Source organism: Nonomuraea sp. NPDC052129 (assembly GCF_040680095.1).
Taxonomy (GTDB): domain Bacteria; phylum Actinomycetota; class Actinomycetes; order Streptosporangiales; family Streptosporangiaceae; genus Nonomuraea.
On the sequence record NZ_JBFAVX010000037.1, the window covers coordinates 83,101 to 100,479 of the forward strand.

The window sequence follows — 17,379 nt, forward strand, 5'->3', positions numbered from 1 at the left end:
GGTCAGGTTTCGCGGTTGAGCACCAGGTGCTCGTGGTAGAGCACGCCGTCTCGCACGTCGCCGGTGGCGGTGAAGCCCAGGTCGTCGTGGTAGTCGAGGTGGGTGCCGGTGACGGTGTAGCGGCCGGTGTAGGCAAGCTTGCGGCCGTCGCGTTCCTCTTCGTAGCGGCCGGTGGCGAGGAGTTCCTGGCGGATCCGGCCGTCGGCGGTGACCCACATGCCGACGTACGGGTGAGGGGCGGATTTCGAGCGGCCGCCGCTCGCGGCGGCGCAGGCGAGCAGCGTGGTGAACAGTCCGAGGAGGCGCAGGGTGTTTCTGAACACGGACGGGCTCCTTGCAGTGACAGGTGATGGGCGTGGCGGGCCGGCCGAGGCGAGCGGCCGGTGACGGGGGCGGCGGTTGCCGGCGCGTGCGGGCCGGCTGGGCAGGCCAGGCCGATCCCGCAGATCGCGCCGGCGACGGTGCGGCCGGTCAGGGCCGGTCGGCGGAGCCGGAGGCGCGCAGGACGCGGTCGCGGGAGGCGCGCACGTCCTCGCGCAGCGCGGCCAGGTCGACGTCGAGGACGGCGCCGGCCCACTTGCGGACCTGACCGGCGATGAAGACGGCGTCGATGTTGCGGGCGTCGGAGCCGAGGACGAGGGTGCCGATGGGGTCGTTGAGCGGCATGTTATTGAGGTCGTCGGCGCGTACGACGAGCACGTCGGCCTGCTTGCCCGAGGTGAGGGAGCCGGCGACGCCACCCAGGCCGATGCTGGCGGCGCCCTGCAGGGTGGCGAAGTCGAGCACGTCGGCCACGCCGATCCGGGCGGGCTGGTCGCCGGTGCCATAGGCGGCGTTGACGGCGCGCATGCGCTGGATGGCGTGCAGGGCGCGCATCTGCGTGAACATGTCGCTGGCGAGCGCGACTTCGACGTCGATGCTCAACCCCGGCCGGATGCCGACCGCGAGCGCCTCGTCGATGGCCGGGATCGCGCTCTCCAGGCCGATCTGGGCGTCGGAGGTGGGGGCGAGCGCGACGTTGGCGCCGGTGTCGGCCATCGCCTGCCAGGCTTGCGGGGTCAGGCCGGTGCAGTGGATGAGGGAGATGTCCGGGCCGAGCAGGCCCTGCTTGGCCCAGCCGAGGATGGCCTCGGAGGAGGACTGGCCGAAGACGGCGTCGATGCTGACGCCGATGCCGAGGTCGCGGGCGGTGCGGGCGAGGTATTCGCCGTAGGCGAGGTCGGGGCCGGCGACCTCGTCGGTGGCCAGGGCGGCCAGGCGCAGGGTGAGCAGCCCGCCGACGGCGAAGTAGGTGTCGTGCAGGCGGGTCAGGTCGGCGGGCCACTGGCCGTCCCAGTCGCCGAAGTGGGGGCGCATCGAGGCGTGCACGCCGCGGATGCCGGTGTCGGCCAGCGCGCGGATGGCGGCGTCAGAGTGGGCGGCGGTGCGGGAGTTGTGGGAGAAGTCGAGCATGGTGGTGATGCCGCTGTCGATGGCGGTCAGCGCGGCCAGGCGAGTGCCGATGTACATGTCCTGCGGCTGGTAGGCGGGGGCGATGCCGGCCAGGGTGGAAGTGACGTACTCACCGAGGTCGTTGACGTCCGGCATGATGCGGCGCAGCTGCGCCTCCCAGGCGTGGCGGTGGGTGTCGACGAAACCGGGGGCCAGGACGGTGCCGGTGACGTCGATGACCAGCGCGTCGCCGGCCTGCAGGTCCACGCCGACGGCGGCGATCCGGTCGCCTTCGATGAGCAGGTCGGCGCGGGGCAGGACGCCCAACTCCGGGTCCATGGTGACGATGGCGGCTCCGGTGAGCAGGATGCGGCGGCCGGGGACGGCGCTGCGCAGCTGGTCCAGGGTGGCGTTCATGGGGTTTCCTTCGAGGGTGGGAAGGGTCAGTCGTGGGTGAGGTACTGCCACTTGGTCATGCGGTGGCGCAGGTCCACGGTGGCGGCGTTGGCGGAGAAGGTGCCGTCGCCGCGGTGGTGGAACTCGCCCGCGCCGCGCCGGCCCGGATCGATCCAGGCCCGCTCGGCGCGCAGGATCCACAGGTGGTGGTCGTCGGCGAGCCGGTCGTCGGCGACCGTGCATTCGAGGTTGGCGAAGCACTCGGCCACCAGTGGCGCGTCCACGGTGGCGGCGGGCACGGGAGTGAAGCCGAAGCGGCTCCACTTGTCGGCGTCGCGGCCGGAGGTGTTGCCGACGTCGACCACCTGCTCGGCCAGGTCGATGGACGGGATTGCCAGCACGCACTGCCCGCTCTCGCGCAGGGCGGTGTAACTGTGGTCCCACGGGCCGACGATGAGGCCGATGAGTGGCGGCTCGTGCGAGACGGGCATGTTGAAGCCGTTGGTCATCAGGTTGGCCCGCCGGCCGTCGAAGGTGGACACGAGCAGGACGGGCCCGGGTTCGATGAGCCGGTGCACCTGCTCCAGCGGATACGGGATCAAGTCGGCGCGATTCATGACGTGCTCCTTAGGCTCCTTGGGGAGAGGCCGGCCCGGCTCCTCGCAGGGAGCCGGGCAGGAGGCCAGGTCAGACGGCCTGCGCGGTGGGCAGGATGGTGATCTCGGTGAGGTTCACGTGGCGGGGCGAGGCGGCGATGAACGCCACCGTCTCGGCCACGTCCGCCGACTGCAGCGGGTCGATCTCGGTGAGCAGCCCCTCCATGAGGGCGCTGGCGTCGGGGTCGGTGACGTGGCTGGGCAACTCGGTGTCGACCATGCCGGGCTCGATGGTGGCCACCCGGATGTTCTTGGGGCCGAGTTCGACGCGCAGCAGCCGGGTGAGGTGGCTGATGTACGCCTTGGTGCCGGAGTAGACGGAGAACTTCTCCAGGATCCGGGTGGCCGCGATCGAGGAGGTGGTGATCAGGTCCGCGGACCGGCCGGCCTCGGCGGCGGCGGTAAGGTGCGGCAGGAAGGCGCCGATGACGTTCATGACGCCGGTGATGTTCAGGTCGATCTGGCGCTGCCAGTCATCCTGTCGCAGGTCGGTGATCGGCGAGATGAGCTGGACGCCGGCGTTGTTGACCACCAGGTCGGCGGTGCCGAGCCGGTGGGCGACCTGCGCGGCCGCGTTCGCGACGGCTTCCCGGCTGGTGACGTCGACGGCGATGGCGATCGCGGTGCCGCCGGCGGCGCTGATGGCGGCGGTCAGGTCGTCGAGCTTGTCCTTGCGCCGGGCCAGCACGGCCACGCTCGCGCCGAGTTCGGCCAGGCGCAGGGCGGTGGCGGCGCCGATGCCGCTGGAGGCGCCCGAGACGACGGCCACGCGGCCGGCCAGCGGGGTTCCGGTGAGCAGAGCAGCAGTAGACATGGCAAAGGCTTCTTTCGTGTGCGTGTGTGCGGTGCCCGCGGTCAGCGGCGGGCCAGAAGACGTGCGGGTAGGGAGGGCAGGCGCCAGCGCCGGCGCCGTTCGCAGGATCCCTCCGCGAAGGTGGAGCCGCGGTCGCCTGTAGCGGCGGGCTGTTGGTCAGGCTGCGGCGTCGTCGTGGGCGGTGGCGGCGGACTTGGCTCGCCAGGGAGCCACATCCCGCTCGATCTGGTCCAGCTTGACCTGCAGCCGCTCCAGCGTGTCGGGGCCCAGGTACAGGTGCGAGGGCAAGCTGTCCTGGCCGGTGACCTCGTAGATCAGTGCCGCGCCCTTGACCGGGTCGCCGAGCTGGGTGTGGTTGGCGGTGCCCGCCCAGTCGAGGGTCACATGGGCCGGGGTGCCGTCGTAGGCGTCGATCCGTCCGGCGGCGACTGACAGGGAGCTGGCGTCCAGGAAGTCGGTGCGCAGGACGCCCGGCTCGACCACCATCGATTGGATGCCGAACGGCTCCAGCTCCTTCGACAGCGCCTCGCTGACGCCCGCCACGGCGAACTTCGAGGCGCTGTACAGGCTCACCCCGGGCTCGCCCTCGAACCCCGATCGCGAGCCGATGTGCAAGAGCTTGCCGGAGCCCTGGCGGCGCATGACGGGCAGGACGGCGCGGGTCATGTCGATGAGAGCGAAGACGTTCAGGTCGAACAGCGAACGTGCCTCGGCGTCGCTGATCTCCTCCAGCGCGCCGAGCAGGCCGCGGCCGGCGTTGTTGACCAGCACGTCGATCCGGCCGAATCGGTCGACGGCGGCCTGGACGGCGGCCGGGATGGCCGCGCTGTCGGTGACGTCCAGGGCGACGGTGAGTACGTTGCCGGCCTTGGCGAGGTCGTCCGGCACGCGGGCCGGGTTGCGGACCGCGATGACGACGTTGTCGCCCTTGGCGAGGGCGGTGCGGGCGATCTCGGCGCCGAGCCCGCGGGATGCTCCGGTGATGAACCAGGTGGCCATGACGGTGTCCTTCGTTCCGTTCCGTTTGGCTGACATGTAAAGTTTGCCCAGGTCAGCGAGGTGGAAGAAGGTCGCGGAATTCCTGGGAGTGTCATACCTAGGAACCGCGCCGTGCGGCGGAACGGCCGCGCACGGAAAGAGGCCGGGGCGTGGCCCCGGCCTCTTGGCATGGTCGTGTCGTGGTGGGTCAGTCGGCTCGTGCTGTCAGCGCCTGATCCGCGTCCTGCATCGCCCTGGACAGTGCGTCGTCGGCGCGGGCACGCAGCCGTTCGAACGCCTGCGCGGTGGGCGAGGCGGGCTCGGCCTGATACACGACGAGCTGCTGGTGCGGCGCCCCGTTGACGGTGAACGCCGAGAACAGGATGTGCAGGTCGCCCACGACCGGATGGCGCAGGTGCTTGCCCTCCTGGGTCTTGGGCTTGACGTCATGACGGCCCCACAGCTCGGCGAACTCGTCACTGGCGGCCGACAGGTCCGCCACGACCTCGGCGATGCGCGGATTGTCGGGGTCATGGCCGTAGGCGGCGCGGATCTCCGCCACGCACGAGTGCGCCGCCCGCTCCCACTCCTGGTAGAACTCCCGTCCGGCCGGGTCGGCGAACACCATGCGGGCCAGGTTGTCGGGCGGGTGAAAGCCCTCGTGCAGGGCGGCGGCCATGGGGTTGCAGGCCAGGATGTCCAGCGCGGGGCCGAGCGCGAAGGCGGGCGAGGTGGACCAGCCGTCCATCAGCTGCAGCAGTTGCGGACTGACGGTGGTGTCCTGCGCGCGCCGCCAGCTACGCGCCTCCGGCGGCTGCACCAGCCGCCACAGGTGTTCGGTGGCGGCCGCGTCCAGGCGCAGCGCCCGCGCGACCGCGTCGACGACCTGCGGGGAAGGGCTGGACTCGCGGCCCTGCTCCAGCCGCACGTAGTAGTCGCTGCTCATGCCGGCCAGCATCGCCACCTCCTCGCGGCGCAGGCCCTTGACCCGGCGGCGGCCGTACTCGGGCAAGCCGATGTCCTGCGGCTTGAGCGCTTCGCGGCGGGCGCGCAGGAAGTCGCCCAGCGGGGTCCCGGTCACGCCGCGTCCCCGGCCGGGGCCTTGATCGGGCTCTTGATCGGCGCGGCCTGCATGACCGTACCGAGCGTGCTCGTGCGGGCTGTCATATCCGTCCTTTCAACGTGCGGAACCGTCAGAAGGTGATGGTCACCTTCCCCTGGCTGTGCTGCGTGGCCAAGTCGATGAGCGCCTGGGGGGCGTCGGCGAACTCGTAGGTGGCACCGATCACGACCCGCAGAGCGCCGCGTGCCGCCTGCTCGGCGAGGGCGTCCAGCCTTCCTGGCACGGGGACGGTGCCGGTGTAGATGGCCTGCACGCCGCGGGCAAAGCTGGACGGGCCGCCGAGTGGAGACACCAGCCGGCCACCCACGCGGGCGGCGTCAGCGCTGCGTTCGAGCCGGGGCCCGGCGTTGGCGAGGTCGATCACGACGTCGGCGCCGTCCGGGAGCAGGTTCAGCAGTTGAGGCGCGACCTCCGCCGCGGTGTGGTCGATCACCGCGCCGGCGCCGAGGCCACGCAGGAAGGCGAACTGCCCGGCGCGACCGGTGGCGATGACGCGGGCTCCGGCCTGCGCGGCCAGTTGGACGGCGTAGGAGCCGAGGCCGCCGGCGGCGCCGACGATGAGAACGGTCATGCCCGGGCCGAGCGCGGCGGCCTCGATGAGAGCCGCGGCCGTCAACGCGCCCGTCGGCAGCGCCGCCGCCCGCTGCGGGTCGAGGCCGTCGGGCCGTCGCGCGCTGGCGGGCCCGGTGTCGACGATGACGTATTCGGCTAGCGCGCCGGAGCGGACGCCGTTCCAGGCCAGGACGGGCTCGCCGACCGCGAACCGGGTGGCCCCCTCGCCCACCCGGGTCACCACGCCCGTGATGTCGACGCCGGGCACGAACGGGTGCGTGACCGGGATGGCCGCACGCATCGCGCCCGTGACCAGCTTGACGTCGATCGGGTTCAGCGCCGCGGCCTCGGCGCGGACGAGCACCTGTCCCGGCTCCGGGACCGGAACGGGCACATCGGCGAAGGACAACTCCTCAAGAGGCCCGTACGCGCGGGAGACTAGCGCCCTCACCTGCTGCTCCTGTCCTTCGCCGTCACCGCTACAGCCTCTCTGACCAGGGGCGATACAGGCATCGGCGAGAATTACTCATATAGCGATGAACGCCGCATTCGTTGAGTAACTTCCGCCGAGGCGGGCGCCGGGCGCGCCGCGCAATCCTGATCTCCCGATCCACCCCCTGTTGGGAGGCCCCCATGTCCGGTGATGCCTGCCGCGTCACGCCTCGATGGCGGCGCCCGGCGAGAGGACCCATCGTGATGAACGGAGACGTGCGCGTGCCCCGAGCAGTCAGATTCAGCAGTTACGGCGGCCCGGAGGTGCTGGAGGTCGTCCAGGTGCCCCGGCCGTCGCCAGGCCCCGGCCAGGTGCTGGTCCAGGTGAACGTCGCCCCCGTCAACCCCGGCGAGATCGGCATCCGCGAGGGTGTCTTCGCGGACCTGTGGCCGGCGGCATTCCCCGAAGGGCAGGGCAACGACCTGGCCGGCCAGGTCGTGGAGGTGGGCCAAGACGTGACGGGCTTCGCGCCAGGTGATGAGGTCATCGGCTACGCCCCGCGCCGCGCCCAGGCCGACTACGTGGTCCACGACGCCGCCACCCTGGCCCGCAAGCCCGCAGTGCTGTGCTGGGAGGAGGCGGCCCCGCTCTCGGCGGTGGGCGTGACCGCCTGGGCGGGCGTCGAAGCCGTGCGGCCCCAGCCGGGAGAGACCGTGGTGGTCTCGGCCGCGGCGGGTGGCGTCGGCGTCCTGGCCGCCCAGCTGGCCCGCCTGCGTGGCGCCACCGTGGTCGGCACCGTGGGTCCGCACAACCTCGACTTCGCCCGATCGCTGGGCATCACACCGGTGCTGCACGGCCCCGGCCTGGCCGAACGGCTGCGCGCGGCGGCCCCGAACGGGGTGGACGCCTTCATCGACACCTTCGGCGCGGGCAACGTGCAGGTCGCCATCGACCTCGGCGTGCCGCCGCAGCGCATCAACACCATCGCCGACGGCGCGGCCGTGCGCCGTTACGGCGTGCGCAGCCAGGCCCAGGAGGACGCCTTCTCGCCCGGGCTGGTGGAACGGCTCGCGGCCCTGGTCGCCGAGCGGCGGCTCAGCGTGCCGATCCACGCCGTCTACCCGTTGGAACGGGTCCGCGACGCCTACGTCGAGCTGGCCCGGCGGCACACGCGCGGCAAGATCGTCCTTAGCCTCGTCCTGTCCCCGGAAGGCCACCCGTAGGCTGACTGAGCTGCTCACACAACACGAACGACACAGGCATGTGACAAGGGCGGGTAAACCCGCGGGTAGGGTCGGCCTCGATGAACGACCCGAGCCCCACTCGCGCCGCCCCGGTGCTGTACGGACGCCGGCACGAGAGCGAGAAGCTCGACCGGCTGCTGGAGCACGCCCGCGGCGGTCGTGGTGGCGCGGTCCTGCTGTACGGGCCCGCGGGGGTCGGCAAGAGCGCCCTGCTGGGGCACCTGCGGACTCGGGCCGTGGGCTTTCGCGTCCTGCAGGCCGCCGGTGCCGAGTCCGAGAGCCGTCTGCGTTTCGCCGCAGTCCATCAGCTGTTCGCCCCGCTGCTGAGCGACCTCGGCCGGATGCCGCCGTACCTGCGCGCCACCGTCGAGGCCGCCTTCGCCGCCGGCGACGGGGAAGGCGAGCCCGCCTGGTTCACGATGGGGCTCGCCCTGCGCGCGCTCGCGCAGCAGAGCACCGCGGGCCGGCCGCTGCTGTGCTTGGTGGACGACGCTCACTGGCTCGACCGGCCCTCCGCCCAGGCCCTCGACCTGATGGCGCGGGGACTGTCATCGGCCGGTGTCGCCGTAACGCTCGCGCTGCGCGAGCCGGCGGATCGGCCCGAGATCGAGGAGCTACCCCGGCTGCGCCTCGGCCCCCTGACCGAGGGCACGGCAGGCGCGCTGTTCGATGCTCACACCCTGGTACCCGTCGACAGGCGGGTGCGCCGCAGGATCCTCGCCGAGGCCAGGGGCATCCCGCGCGCGCTGTTGCAGGCCCCGTCCCCGGCGGTCACGGCGGGCGGTTTCATGCCCGTCGCACACCCGGCCCTGGGCAATGACCGCGACTTGCCTGCCGCTGTCACGGCGCTGAGCGCGGCCGGCCGCATGCTGCTGCTGGTCGCGGCGGCCGACCCCACCGGCGATCGAGCGCTGCTGTGGCGCGCCGCCGGCGAGCTGGGCCTGGATGTGGCCGACGGCCAGGAGGTGCAGGACGCGGGGCTGCTGGAGCTGTCGAACCCGGTGCGATTCGCGGACCCGGCTCTACGCGCCGCGGTCTATCGCGGCGCGGACGCGCCGGCCAGGCGCCGGGCGCATCACGCCCTCGCCGAGGCCACCGGCTCTCGCGCGGACGCCGACCGCCGGGCCTGGCACCGAGCCTTGGGTGCACTTGGCCCTGACGAGCAGGTCGCCACGGAACTGCAGGCCCGCGCTGGGCAGGCGGGATGCAACGGCGGCGCGGCGGCCGCCGCCGCGTTCCTGGAACTGTCCGCCTCGCTCACCGCCGACCCGCGCCGCCGCGCGGGTCGCGCGATGGCCGCCGCTGAGGCCAAGCGGGAGATCGGCGCCGACGACGAGGCGCTGGCGCTGGCGAGCCTGCTGGACGCGGGCCCGGCGGAGCGGATCCGCGCCACGACTATGCGCGCCCGGATCCGATATGCGGCCGATCGGGGCGAGGCCACCCTCGACACGCTCCTGGGCGCCGTCGCCGCCGATCTGCCCCAAGCGCGCGCCTGCCTGCTCGAAGCGCTCGCCGTGACGATCGTGATCGGCCGCGACGCCTCAGCACGCCAGCGCCGAGCCGTGGCTGAGGCCGTCGCGGTGCTGCCCGCCCCGCCGCAGCCCATCGACCAGTTCCTGGCAGCGGTCGCCGCCCTGCTCGTGGCCGGTTCCGACCAGGCCATGCCCCTGCTGCGGCACGCGCTGGAGGCAGGCCCGGCACTGCGGGGGCCACTGCCGGCGATCGCGACGGTGGAGGTCTGGGACTTCCCACGCTGGCAGCAGATCGCCGAGGCCCGGGTGCACGCCGCCACCAGCAGCGGTGCGCTGGCCGAGCTGCGCTCGGCGCTGGACGACCTCGCGGTGGCCCGCCTCTACACCGGGGACCTGGCCGTCGCCGACCGGTACGTCCGCGACGGTCAGGCCATCGCCGCGGCCATCGGCGCCGTCTCGATCACGCCAGGAGCGCTGCTGTGTGCCGCGTGGCGCGGGGACGAGCCCGCCCTGACGCGTCTGCGACGACGCATCTCGGCCGAGGACGTCCCGGCCAAGGACGGCAGGCGGGGCGCGTTCGCCGAACTCGCGCATGCGGTGCTGCTGAACGGCCAATGCCACTACGACATGGCCTGCCAGGCGCTGATCGCTGCCATTGAGCAGACCGAGCCCGGCCTGTGGCCGCTGGCGGCGATGGAGTTCGTCGAAGCGACCGCCAGGGGTGGCCGGCCGGACCTGGCGGCGCCGGCAGCCAGCCGCGTCCGCGAGCACGCCGCTGCGGCGGGCACCGGCTGGGCGGTCGGGCTGACGTCGTGGTGCCAGGCGTTGCTGAGTGACGGCTCCGCCGCCGAGCCTTCCTATCGGGACGCCGTCAGGGCGTTGTCCTCCGACGGGCCGCACCCGTCCGCCTTCCTGGCGCGCGCCCACTTGTCGTACGGCGAATGGCTGCGCAGGCAGGGCCGCAGGATCGACGCCGGCGAGCAACTGCGCACCGCCCACGCCCTGTTCACCTCGATGGGCGCCGAGGCCTTCGCCGGGCGCGCGGAACGGGAGCTGGCCGCAGGCGGCGCGCCCCCGCCCGGGCACGGTCCGGTCCTGCTGACACCGCAGGAGGAGAGCATCGCCCGGCTGGCCGCCGCGGGCACCACGTCGAAGGAGATCGGCCGGCGGCTGTTCCTCAGCCCGCGCACCGTGGACGCCCACCTGCGCAGCGTCTTCACCAAGCTCGACATCACCTCCCGCAGGCAGCTGAGGGAGACGGCGTTCGGAGCAGGGCACCCCCCGCAGCAGTAATTCAATCTTGAACTACTATCGGGTTCGATGAGCGAGTACACCACGCATACCGGTCCTGACCTGCCGTTTTTTCGCCTGGCGCGCCGTGAGATGCCGCACGTGTCCCGGCTACTGGAGCAGGCGCGGCAAGGCGCCGGCACGGCACTGGTCGTCCACGGAGAGGCCGGGCTGGGCAAGACCGTCCTGCTGGACAGCGTGGTGCCGGCCGCCGCGCCGGGCAGCACGATCCTGCGCGCCGCGGGCGCGGAGTTCGAGCAGGAGCTGGCCTTCACCGCGCTGCACCAGCTCTGCCTGCCCCTGCTCGGCCTGACCGGCCGACTGCCCACACCGCAGCGGGCGGCGCTGCAGGCGGCATTCGACCTGGGTGAAGGGTCGGCCCCGGAGCCGCTCGTCATCGGGCTCGCCGTGCTCGGCCTGCTGGCGGAGGCGGCCACCAGCGCACCGGTGGTCTGCGTCCTGGACGACGCCCAGTGGCTGGACGCGGGCTCGGCCCAGGCGCTGGCCTTCGTCGCCCGCCGCGTTCAGGCCGAGCCCGTTACCCTGCTGTTCGCCATGCGCGACCCGGACGCCGTACCCGCCTTGGCCGCCCTTCCCCGCCTGCCGCTGTCCCCGCTCACCGAGCAGGAGGCCGCCTCCCTGCTGGCCGCATTGCCGCACGCCCCGCTGGACGCGGAAATCCGCCGCCGGCTCATCGCCGAAGCGCGCGGCAACCCGCTCGCCCTGCTGGAGCTGCCCCGAGACCTCGGCCCCGCCGGCTACCCCAGCTACCTCGACGCGCCCGTGACCGACCTGGTCGAGCAGAGCTTCCAGCACCGCTTCAGCACGCTGCCCGAGCGCACCAGGCGGCTGCTGATGCTGGCCGCCGCCGAACCCCTCGGCGACACCGGCGTGCTGCGGCGCGCCGCGGAGTCGGACGGGCTCACCCTGTCCGACGTCGAACCCGCCGAAAGCACCGAGCTGGTGCAGGTCGGTGCGGATGTCCGCTTCCGCCACCCGCTGGTCCGATCGGCGATCTATCGGCTTGCCACCGAAACCCAGCGCCGCCACGCCCATCGCGCCCTGGGCCGCGCGTTCGACCCCGGACACCGTCCCGACCGGCGCATCTGGCATCTGGCCCATGCTGCGGACAAGCCCGACGAACACCTTGCCGGTGAGCTGGAGCGCCTGGCCGGCCGGGCCCGGCGCCGTGGCGGTGTGGCGGCCGCCGCCGCGTTCCTCGAACGCGCCACCGAGCTGACCCCGGATCCCGCCGCACGAGCCGAGCGCGCGCTGGCCGCCGCCCAGGCCAAACACGAGGCAGGGGCCTCCGAGCAGACCGGCGCTCTCCTCACGGTCGCCGACGCCGGCCCCCTCACCGACGCCGGGCGGGCCCGCCTGTTGCGGCTGCGCGGACAGATCGCCTTCTCGCTGCGCCGCGACGACGACGCCCCCGCGCTGCTGCTGGAAGCGGCCGAGCAGATGGCGCCGCTGGACGCGGCCCTGGCCAGGCATACCGCGCTGGACGCTCTGTGGGCCGCCACCGGAGCCGAACGCAACGGCGACGCGCACGGCATCAAGGCCGTGGCCGCCGCCGTGCTGCACGGCCCCGCCGCACCGCCGATGCCACAACCCGCCGACCTGCTGCTGGACGGCCTGGCCACGTTGTTCACCCAGGGCCAGCGCGCCGCCGCGCCGCTGCTGCGCGCGGCCGTCGACGGCTTCCGCCAGGCCGATGATCCGGGCTGGCTGCCCGTCGCCTGTCGCGCGGCCTGGGACCTGTGGGACGAGGTCGCGCTCGACGATCTGGCGACCCGCTGCGTCGAGCTCGCGCGGGAGGCGGGGGCGCTGACGTTCCTGCCGCTGGCGCTCAACTTCCAGGCTGTGACGGCCACCTACGCCGGTCGCTTCACCGCCGCCTCGGCCATGACCGAGCAGGCGCACGCCCTCACCGAGGCCATCGCCGGAGCTTTCGTCCCCTACGCGGCCATCGTGCTGGCCGCCCACCAGGGCGACCGAGGCCGAGCCCGCGCGCTGTTCGAGCAGAGCATGCGCGCCGCCGCCGACGGCGCCGGCGGGTTCGTCACGATCGTCGAGTACGCCACCTCCGTCCTGCACAACGGGCTCGGCGAACACGCAGCGGCGCTCGCACCCGCCCGCCAGGCCGCCGGCCGCACCCGCCTGTTCTGGAGCGCCGCCGCGCTGCCCGAGCTGATCGAGGCCGCCGCCCGCACCGGACGGCTCGATCTGGCCGGACCCGCCCTTGACGAGCTCGCTGAGCTGACCGAGGCCGCCGGAACCGGCTGGGGGCTCGGCGTGCTGGCCCGCTGCCGCGCCCTGCTCAGCGACACCCCGGACAAGCTGTACGAGGAGGCCATCGACCGCCTCGCCGGCACCCGGGTCGCCGTCCAGCTGGCCCGTACGCACCTGCTGCAGGGCGAGTGGCTCGCCCGCTCCGGCGCACGGCCACGGGCCCGCGCGAGCCTGCATGAGGCGCACCGCATGTTCGACCGTATGGGCGCCACCGCCTTCGCCACGCGCGCCGCCCGGGCGCTGCGCGACCTCGGGGATCGGCCGGTCAGCTCCGCCAGCTCCCCCCTGGACGCCCTGACCTCGCAGGAGGCCCACATCGCCCGTCTCGTGGCCACCGGCAGAACCTCCCGTGAAGTGGCCGCCGACCTGTTCCTCAGCCCGCGCACGATCGACAACCACCTGCGCAACATCTACCGCAAACTCGGCATCGGCTCCCGCCGTCAGCTGCGTGAGCTCGACCTCGGCACCTGACCGGCGCGGCCCGCGTCGTTCACCTGGGGTCGTTCACCCGGGGTCGTTCAACCTGGGAGTGATGCACCCAGGCAGCCGGTCCAGCGTTTGCCTAACCTCGGATGTCATGGACAGTGATCGCAACGACCCGCTGGGGAGGTTTCTGCGAGAGCGCCGCGCGCTCGTGCGGCCCGAGCAGGCCGGTCTGCCCGCGGACGGCCGCCGGCAGGTTCCCGGGCTGCGCCGCGACGAGGTCGCCCACCTGGCCGGCCTCAGCGTCGGCTACTACGCCCGGCTCGAACAGGGCCGCGAGCACCCCACCCGCCAGACGGTGGAAAGCCTGGCCCGGGCGCTGCGCCTGGACGAGCACGCCCTGGTGGAGCTGTATCGGCTGGCCCGGCCCACCGCCGGGCGCCGCCGGCCCGGCCGCGTCGAGCGCGTCGCACCCGAGGTGCTGGCCCTGCTCAACGACTGGACGGTGGCCCCGGCCTTCATCCTGGGCTGGTCCGGCGACGTGCTGGTCCGCAACCCGCTGGCGAACGTGCTGCACAACCGCTTCGTCCTCGGCGACAACCTGCTGCGCATGATCTTCCTCGACCCGGCAGGACGGCAGTTCTTCCGCGACTGGACCAGCACCGCCCGGGCGGCCGTCCACGACCTGCGCCAAGTGGCCCGTCAGACCCCGGACGAGCACCACCTGCGTGAACTCGTCGGCGAGCTGGCGATCATCAGCCACGACTTCCGCCGGCTGTGGGCCGCCCCCGAGCCGCGCGGCGCGCTCACCCCCGGCACCCGCTTCCACCACCCCGACGTCGGCGACCTGCACCTGCGCACCGAGATTTTCCCCATCGCCAGCAGGCCCGGCCTGCGGCTCATCGCCCACCCGGCCGAGCCGGACTCGCCCTCGGCCCAAGCCCTGGCCCTGCTGGGCACGCTGGCCACCTGATGGGCACCTCGGACGTCTCCCCGCGGGCCGCCCGCCTCGGCGATCGTCTGGACGCGGCCCGTAACGCCGCCTTCACCGGCCGCGCCACGCACCTGGCCGCCTTCCGCGGCGCCCTGACCGGCGGCCCGGCCGCGGTCTTGTTCATCCATGGCCCCGGCGCCGTGGGCAAGAGCAGCCTGCTGCGCCGCTACGCAGACGAGGCCCGCCGTGCCGACCTGGCTGCGGCTGGAGGCCGAGCGGCCCGAGGAGATAGAGGGCGACCCGGTCGTGGCCGCCGCGTGGCAGCACGCGCGCCCGCCGTCCGCCACGCCGGGGCGAGCACCTCGGCGTCGCCCGCTTCCTGCTGGACGCGGCTGGGCACCAGCAGCCTTCCCCGGTCATGGACCTCATGATCTCCCTTGACGCGCCCGCCCACCAGCAGGGTGCGGGCTTCGCCGTGCTGACCGGCGAACAGTTCACCGCGGCTCTCACCCAGGCGCTGCACGACCTGCGCCGCCCCGACCGGCTGGCCGCCAACCCGCTGCTCCGTACTCGGCTCCTCGCCGAGACGGGGACAGGCGAGGACACCGATCGGCTGAGGCGCCTGCTGACCAGCGCGATCGACGCGCTGGCCGACGACCCACACACCACCGAACTGCACCGTGCGCTGGCCACCGCGTACCTGCACGCCGCCCCCACCAAGGGGCCGGCGCCGAACCGCTGCCTGCAAGCCGTACTCCGTGACCCGCGTCGCGCGCTGCAGTTGAGCCGGTCGGCCGTGTCCAGCGGAGGCATGGTCACGGTGCCTCACGATCGCTCCTCGTGCCCTGAAGGGCCATGCGTACAGCAGCCATGTGCCCCCAGATGCATGTCCACGGGATACGCGGGATGGATCTTCAGGTGGATCCTGAGACGATAGCCGTATGGCCAAGTCAGAGGCATGACGCGGGCGAGAACATCGGTCCGCTGTAAAACCGTCGGCTCAGCCTACGCAAGGCGGATGGCCGCAGCGCACGCGATCTGCGGCCTGAGTAGGCGCCTCGCCCACTCAGGCGGTTGGGCATCGGTGGCTAGGAGGAGAAGAACCTCCAGCGCCTCTCGGAGACGACCTCGACGGTGCCGTCGGTCACCTTGATGGCCGTCTGGTCGTCGATGGCGTACGCCGGACCCGCGATGTCGGCGGCCCATCTCTCGGCGTCGGCCATGGTGTTTCCCGGCATGAGCTCGTGCCCCAGGTGCGGGAAGATCGAGAAGTCGACGACCCCTAGGGTGCGGTCGCTTCCGGTGGGCGGCGTCCATTCGACGAAGTAGTCACCGATCCGGGGGGTCATCACCATGCTTCCGGCGCTCACCCCCACCCAGACCGTCTCGGACAGCGATGGCAGGAGATCCGCCAGCCCGGACTGCCGCATCCAGTGGCACAGGTACGTCGCCTCGCCACCGTCCACCAAGAGGACGTCGGCCTCCTGGACCCAGGGGACCCAGCGGTCCTTGCCGATACTGGGCAGTGCGGTGAGCTCGAGGACGCCCACCGACTTCCAGCCCAGGTCGCACATGGGTGCTGGGGTTTGTCCGGCGATGAAGCGCCAGGCTGAGGCCGGCGTGCACATGGGGTGGCCATACTCCGCCGTAGGGATGCAGAGGGCACTGGAGTCGGCGATCGGCTTGTCCAGCAGATCGACCAGCGCATCGCGGATGCCCGCGTTCGTGACGCCTCCGGAGGTGAGAAGAAGCTTCAAGATGTCTCCCGATTCGCGTGCGATGGAGCGGTGTGACGTGTAGACGTGGGACCACCGCGAGACTCATCGCTGCTGGGAGCAAACGCCTGGTAGATCAGTCTCTCCAACCCTTCGCTCTCCAGGTCCTCACAGCCTGGACGGCGCTGGCGACAATCTGCTTGACGGGCTGACAACCTCGATTTTACAGAGTATTGGGATGGCCGATACGGTTGATTCGGTCAAGATCTTTGCTCTTATGAGGTTGAAGCATGAAGAAGCTCACATCCGTTCTGCTTGGCTCCGCCGCCGCGACGGCCATGCTGCTGACACCGGCGACCGCAGGCTCCGCGCAGGCAGGCACCGCACGGACGAGCACGGAGACCGCCAGTACGAAGGCCATCGCCGCGTCGGCTCAAGCCGGGCTCGAGAGCGACAGCATCAGTTGCTCCCGGCCCAGAGGCAAGTGGGCCAACTACTCGTGGGGTGAGGGCAACACGAGCGTGACCATCTACTTCAACAACCAGTGCAGCCACAAGGTCAGCGCCAAGATCATGTTCGTGAGGAAGGGCTCGGTCGGCGACAAGGCGGCCAAGTACCGTTGCATGACGGTCAACGCCCACACCAAGGGCAAGAAGAAGTTCTACGCCGCTGCCTACAAGCCGTATTCCATGACCCGCGTCGCCCGCTGCAGCTGAGCCGGCCGCCCGCGTCCAGCGGGGCAAGACAGAGCCATGCTCACGGCGCCTTAGTCAACGCAAGTTCGAACCTCGCACCTGCCGTACGCAGTTAGCGCAGCTCAGAGGCCCTACGGGGCCTCTTCTGCGGTTCAGGGGCGGGCAGCTCTGAGCGGCTGTTCGTCGCTGATCCCGGCTGAACGCCTCGATCTACGACCAAGTGGCGGCCCTCTTGCTTCCATTGCCGGCGATTCACTGCATCGGGTGGTTCCTGCCCCACTCCCTACATAGCCGACCGCCGCCCCGGCGGAAGCTTTCGGGGCGGCGGCCCGTGGCCGTGATGAGGCGGGAGGAGCGCCGACGACAGGCCTTTCCAAATGACGGGCTCAACATCAGCCAGGGAAGCGGGGGCGTGAGGGACCGTGCACGCGGACAAGGCCGACGTGAACAGCGTGATCACCAAAGAAGTGCACGAGCCGGCCGACGGCGGAAAATTTGGGGGACGTGCATGCGTCTCGGTCAACGGTAAGAGCGCGTGATCCACGCTGTCGGCGGATGACGGTCCGGCAACCGGGCCGCTAAGGGGGCGGCGGCGCTGCGCGCCGTCGCCGATCGGCCAAAACTTCGATGTACGTGTAATCGTCGTCCGACGTATCCGCGTTGAACAGCGCGATGATGAGGCCTTGCTCAACCAGGGCGCAGCCAACGCCGTCACTTTCGCTTTCTTCCAGGCCTCTGACCACGAACTGTGGGACCGCGTATGATAACAGGTTCTCGTTGAGCGACAACTCGTACGCGACGCCTTCAAAGGAGAGATAGTTGTCGTTCCACAGGAGAGTAACGTCATTGACGGCATGGCGTGAATTTCCACCGGAAAAAGAGGCAGAGCCACTGACTGGACACACCCCCTGTACGGCGGTGCCGCGCTAAG

16 protein-coding genes are annotated in these 17,379 nt (G+C 71.9%); 7 read left to right on the plus strand and 9 right to left on the minus strand.

The window, feature by feature from the left end; genetic code table 11:
• Positions 1-2 precede the first annotated feature (2 nt).
• From AB0L53_RS48735 to AB0L53_RS48765, 7 genes are all read right to left on the minus strand, one after another.
• Positions 3-323, minus strand: a complete 321-nt coding sequence (locus tag AB0L53_RS48735; RefSeq protein ID WP_364010461.1) for an Atu4866 domain-containing protein — start codon at positions 321-323, stop codon at positions 3-5.
• Between the two features lie 148 nt (positions 324-471).
• Positions 472-1,848 (minus strand): amidohydrolase family protein, encoded by a 1,377-nt coding sequence (locus AB0L53_RS48740; protein ID WP_364010464.1) that lies wholly within the window; start codon positions 1,846-1,848, stop codon positions 472-474.
• 26 nt (positions 1,849-1,874) lie between these two features.
• Positions 1,875-2,444 carry a flavin reductase family protein gene (locus AB0L53_RS48745; protein ID WP_358204401.1) on the minus strand — a complete coding sequence of 190 codons (570 nt, stop codon included), beginning with the start codon at positions 2,442-2,444 and terminating at the stop codon, positions 1,875-1,877.
• 70 nt (positions 2,445-2,514) lie between these two features.
• On the minus strand, positions 2,515-3,297 hold the full coding sequence (locus tag AB0L53_RS48750) for an SDR family oxidoreductase (RefSeq protein ID WP_358204408.1): 783 nt from the start codon (positions 3,295-3,297) through the stop codon (positions 2,515-2,517).
• A 156-nt stretch (positions 3,298-3,453) separates the two neighbouring features.
• A complete protein-coding gene (locus AB0L53_RS48755) occupies positions 3,454-4,296 on the minus strand; it encodes an SDR family NAD(P)-dependent oxidoreductase (protein ID WP_358204416.1) in 843 nt (280 codons plus the stop codon).
• Positions 4,297-4,483: 187 nt separating this feature from the next.
• Positions 4,484-5,356 carry a helix-turn-helix transcriptional regulator gene (locus AB0L53_RS48760; RefSeq protein ID WP_364010468.1) on the minus strand — a complete coding sequence of 291 codons (873 nt, stop codon included), beginning with the start codon at positions 5,354-5,356 and terminating at the stop codon, positions 4,484-4,486.
• A 112-nt stretch (positions 5,357-5,468) separates the two neighbouring features.
• Complete coding sequence (locus AB0L53_RS48765) at positions 5,469-6,401, minus strand: NADP-dependent oxidoreductase (protein ID WP_364010471.1); 933 nt, start codon at positions 6,399-6,401, stop codon at positions 5,469-5,471.
• A gap of 263 nt (positions 6,402-6,664) precedes the next feature.
• Between AB0L53_RS48765 and AB0L53_RS48770 the strand changes: the two genes are divergently transcribed.
• The 6 genes from AB0L53_RS48770 (at position 6,665) to AB0L53_RS48795 (ending at position 14,975) form a co-directional block, all read left to right on the plus strand.
• Complete coding sequence (locus AB0L53_RS48770) at positions 6,665-7,606, plus strand: NADP-dependent oxidoreductase (protein WP_364010474.1); 942 nt, start codon at positions 6,665-6,667, stop codon at positions 7,604-7,606.
• A gap of 80 nt (positions 7,607-7,686) precedes the next feature.
• On the plus strand, positions 7,687-10,392 hold the full coding sequence (locus AB0L53_RS48775; protein WP_364010477.1) for an AAA family ATPase: 2,706 nt from the start codon (positions 7,687-7,689) through the stop codon (positions 10,390-10,392).
• Positions 10,393-10,419: 27 nt separating this feature from the next.
• Positions 10,420-13,152 carry an AAA family ATPase gene (locus AB0L53_RS48780; RefSeq protein ID WP_364010480.1) on the plus strand — a complete coding sequence of 911 codons (2,733 nt, stop codon included), beginning with the start codon at positions 10,420-10,422 and terminating at the stop codon, positions 13,150-13,152.
• 106 nt (positions 13,153-13,258) lie between these two features.
• Complete coding sequence (locus tag AB0L53_RS48785; protein ID WP_358204469.1) at positions 13,259-14,077, plus strand: helix-turn-helix transcriptional regulator; 819 nt, start codon at positions 13,259-13,261, stop codon at positions 14,075-14,077.
• Positions 14,077-14,469 carry a hypothetical protein gene (locus AB0L53_RS48790; protein WP_364010483.1) on the plus strand — a complete coding sequence of 131 codons (393 nt, stop codon included), beginning with the start codon at positions 14,077-14,079 and terminating at the stop codon, positions 14,467-14,469. Before AB0L53_RS48785 ends, AB0L53_RS48790 begins: the two co-directional genes overlap by 1 nt.
• Complete coding sequence (locus AB0L53_RS48795) at positions 14,466-14,975, plus strand: hypothetical protein (protein WP_364010486.1); 510 nt, start codon at positions 14,466-14,468, stop codon at positions 14,973-14,975. The genes AB0L53_RS48790 and AB0L53_RS48795 overlap by 4 nt, the downstream gene beginning before the upstream one ends.
• Before the next feature lie 151 nt (positions 14,976-15,126).
• On the opposite strand, the gene AB0L53_RS48800 is transcribed toward AB0L53_RS48795, so the two are convergent.
• Positions 15,127-15,795, minus strand: a complete 669-nt coding sequence (locus tag AB0L53_RS48800) for a Type 1 glutamine amidotransferase-like domain-containing protein (RefSeq protein ID WP_364010489.1) — start codon at positions 15,793-15,795, stop codon at positions 15,127-15,129.
• A gap of 248 nt (positions 15,796-16,043) precedes the next feature.
• On the opposite strand from AB0L53_RS48800, the gene AB0L53_RS48805 reads away from it, so the two are divergent.
• A complete protein-coding gene (locus tag AB0L53_RS48805) occupies positions 16,044-16,469 on the plus strand; it encodes a hypothetical protein (protein WP_364010492.1) in 426 nt (141 codons plus the stop codon).
• Positions 16,470-17,026: 557 nt separating this feature from the next.
• Here AB0L53_RS48805 and AB0L53_RS48810 read toward each other — a convergent pair.
• Entirely contained in the window at positions 17,027-17,236 is a 210-nt protein-coding gene (locus AB0L53_RS48810) for a hypothetical protein (RefSeq protein ID WP_364010495.1), read from the minus strand.
• Positions 17,237-17,379: the final 143 nt, after the last annotated feature.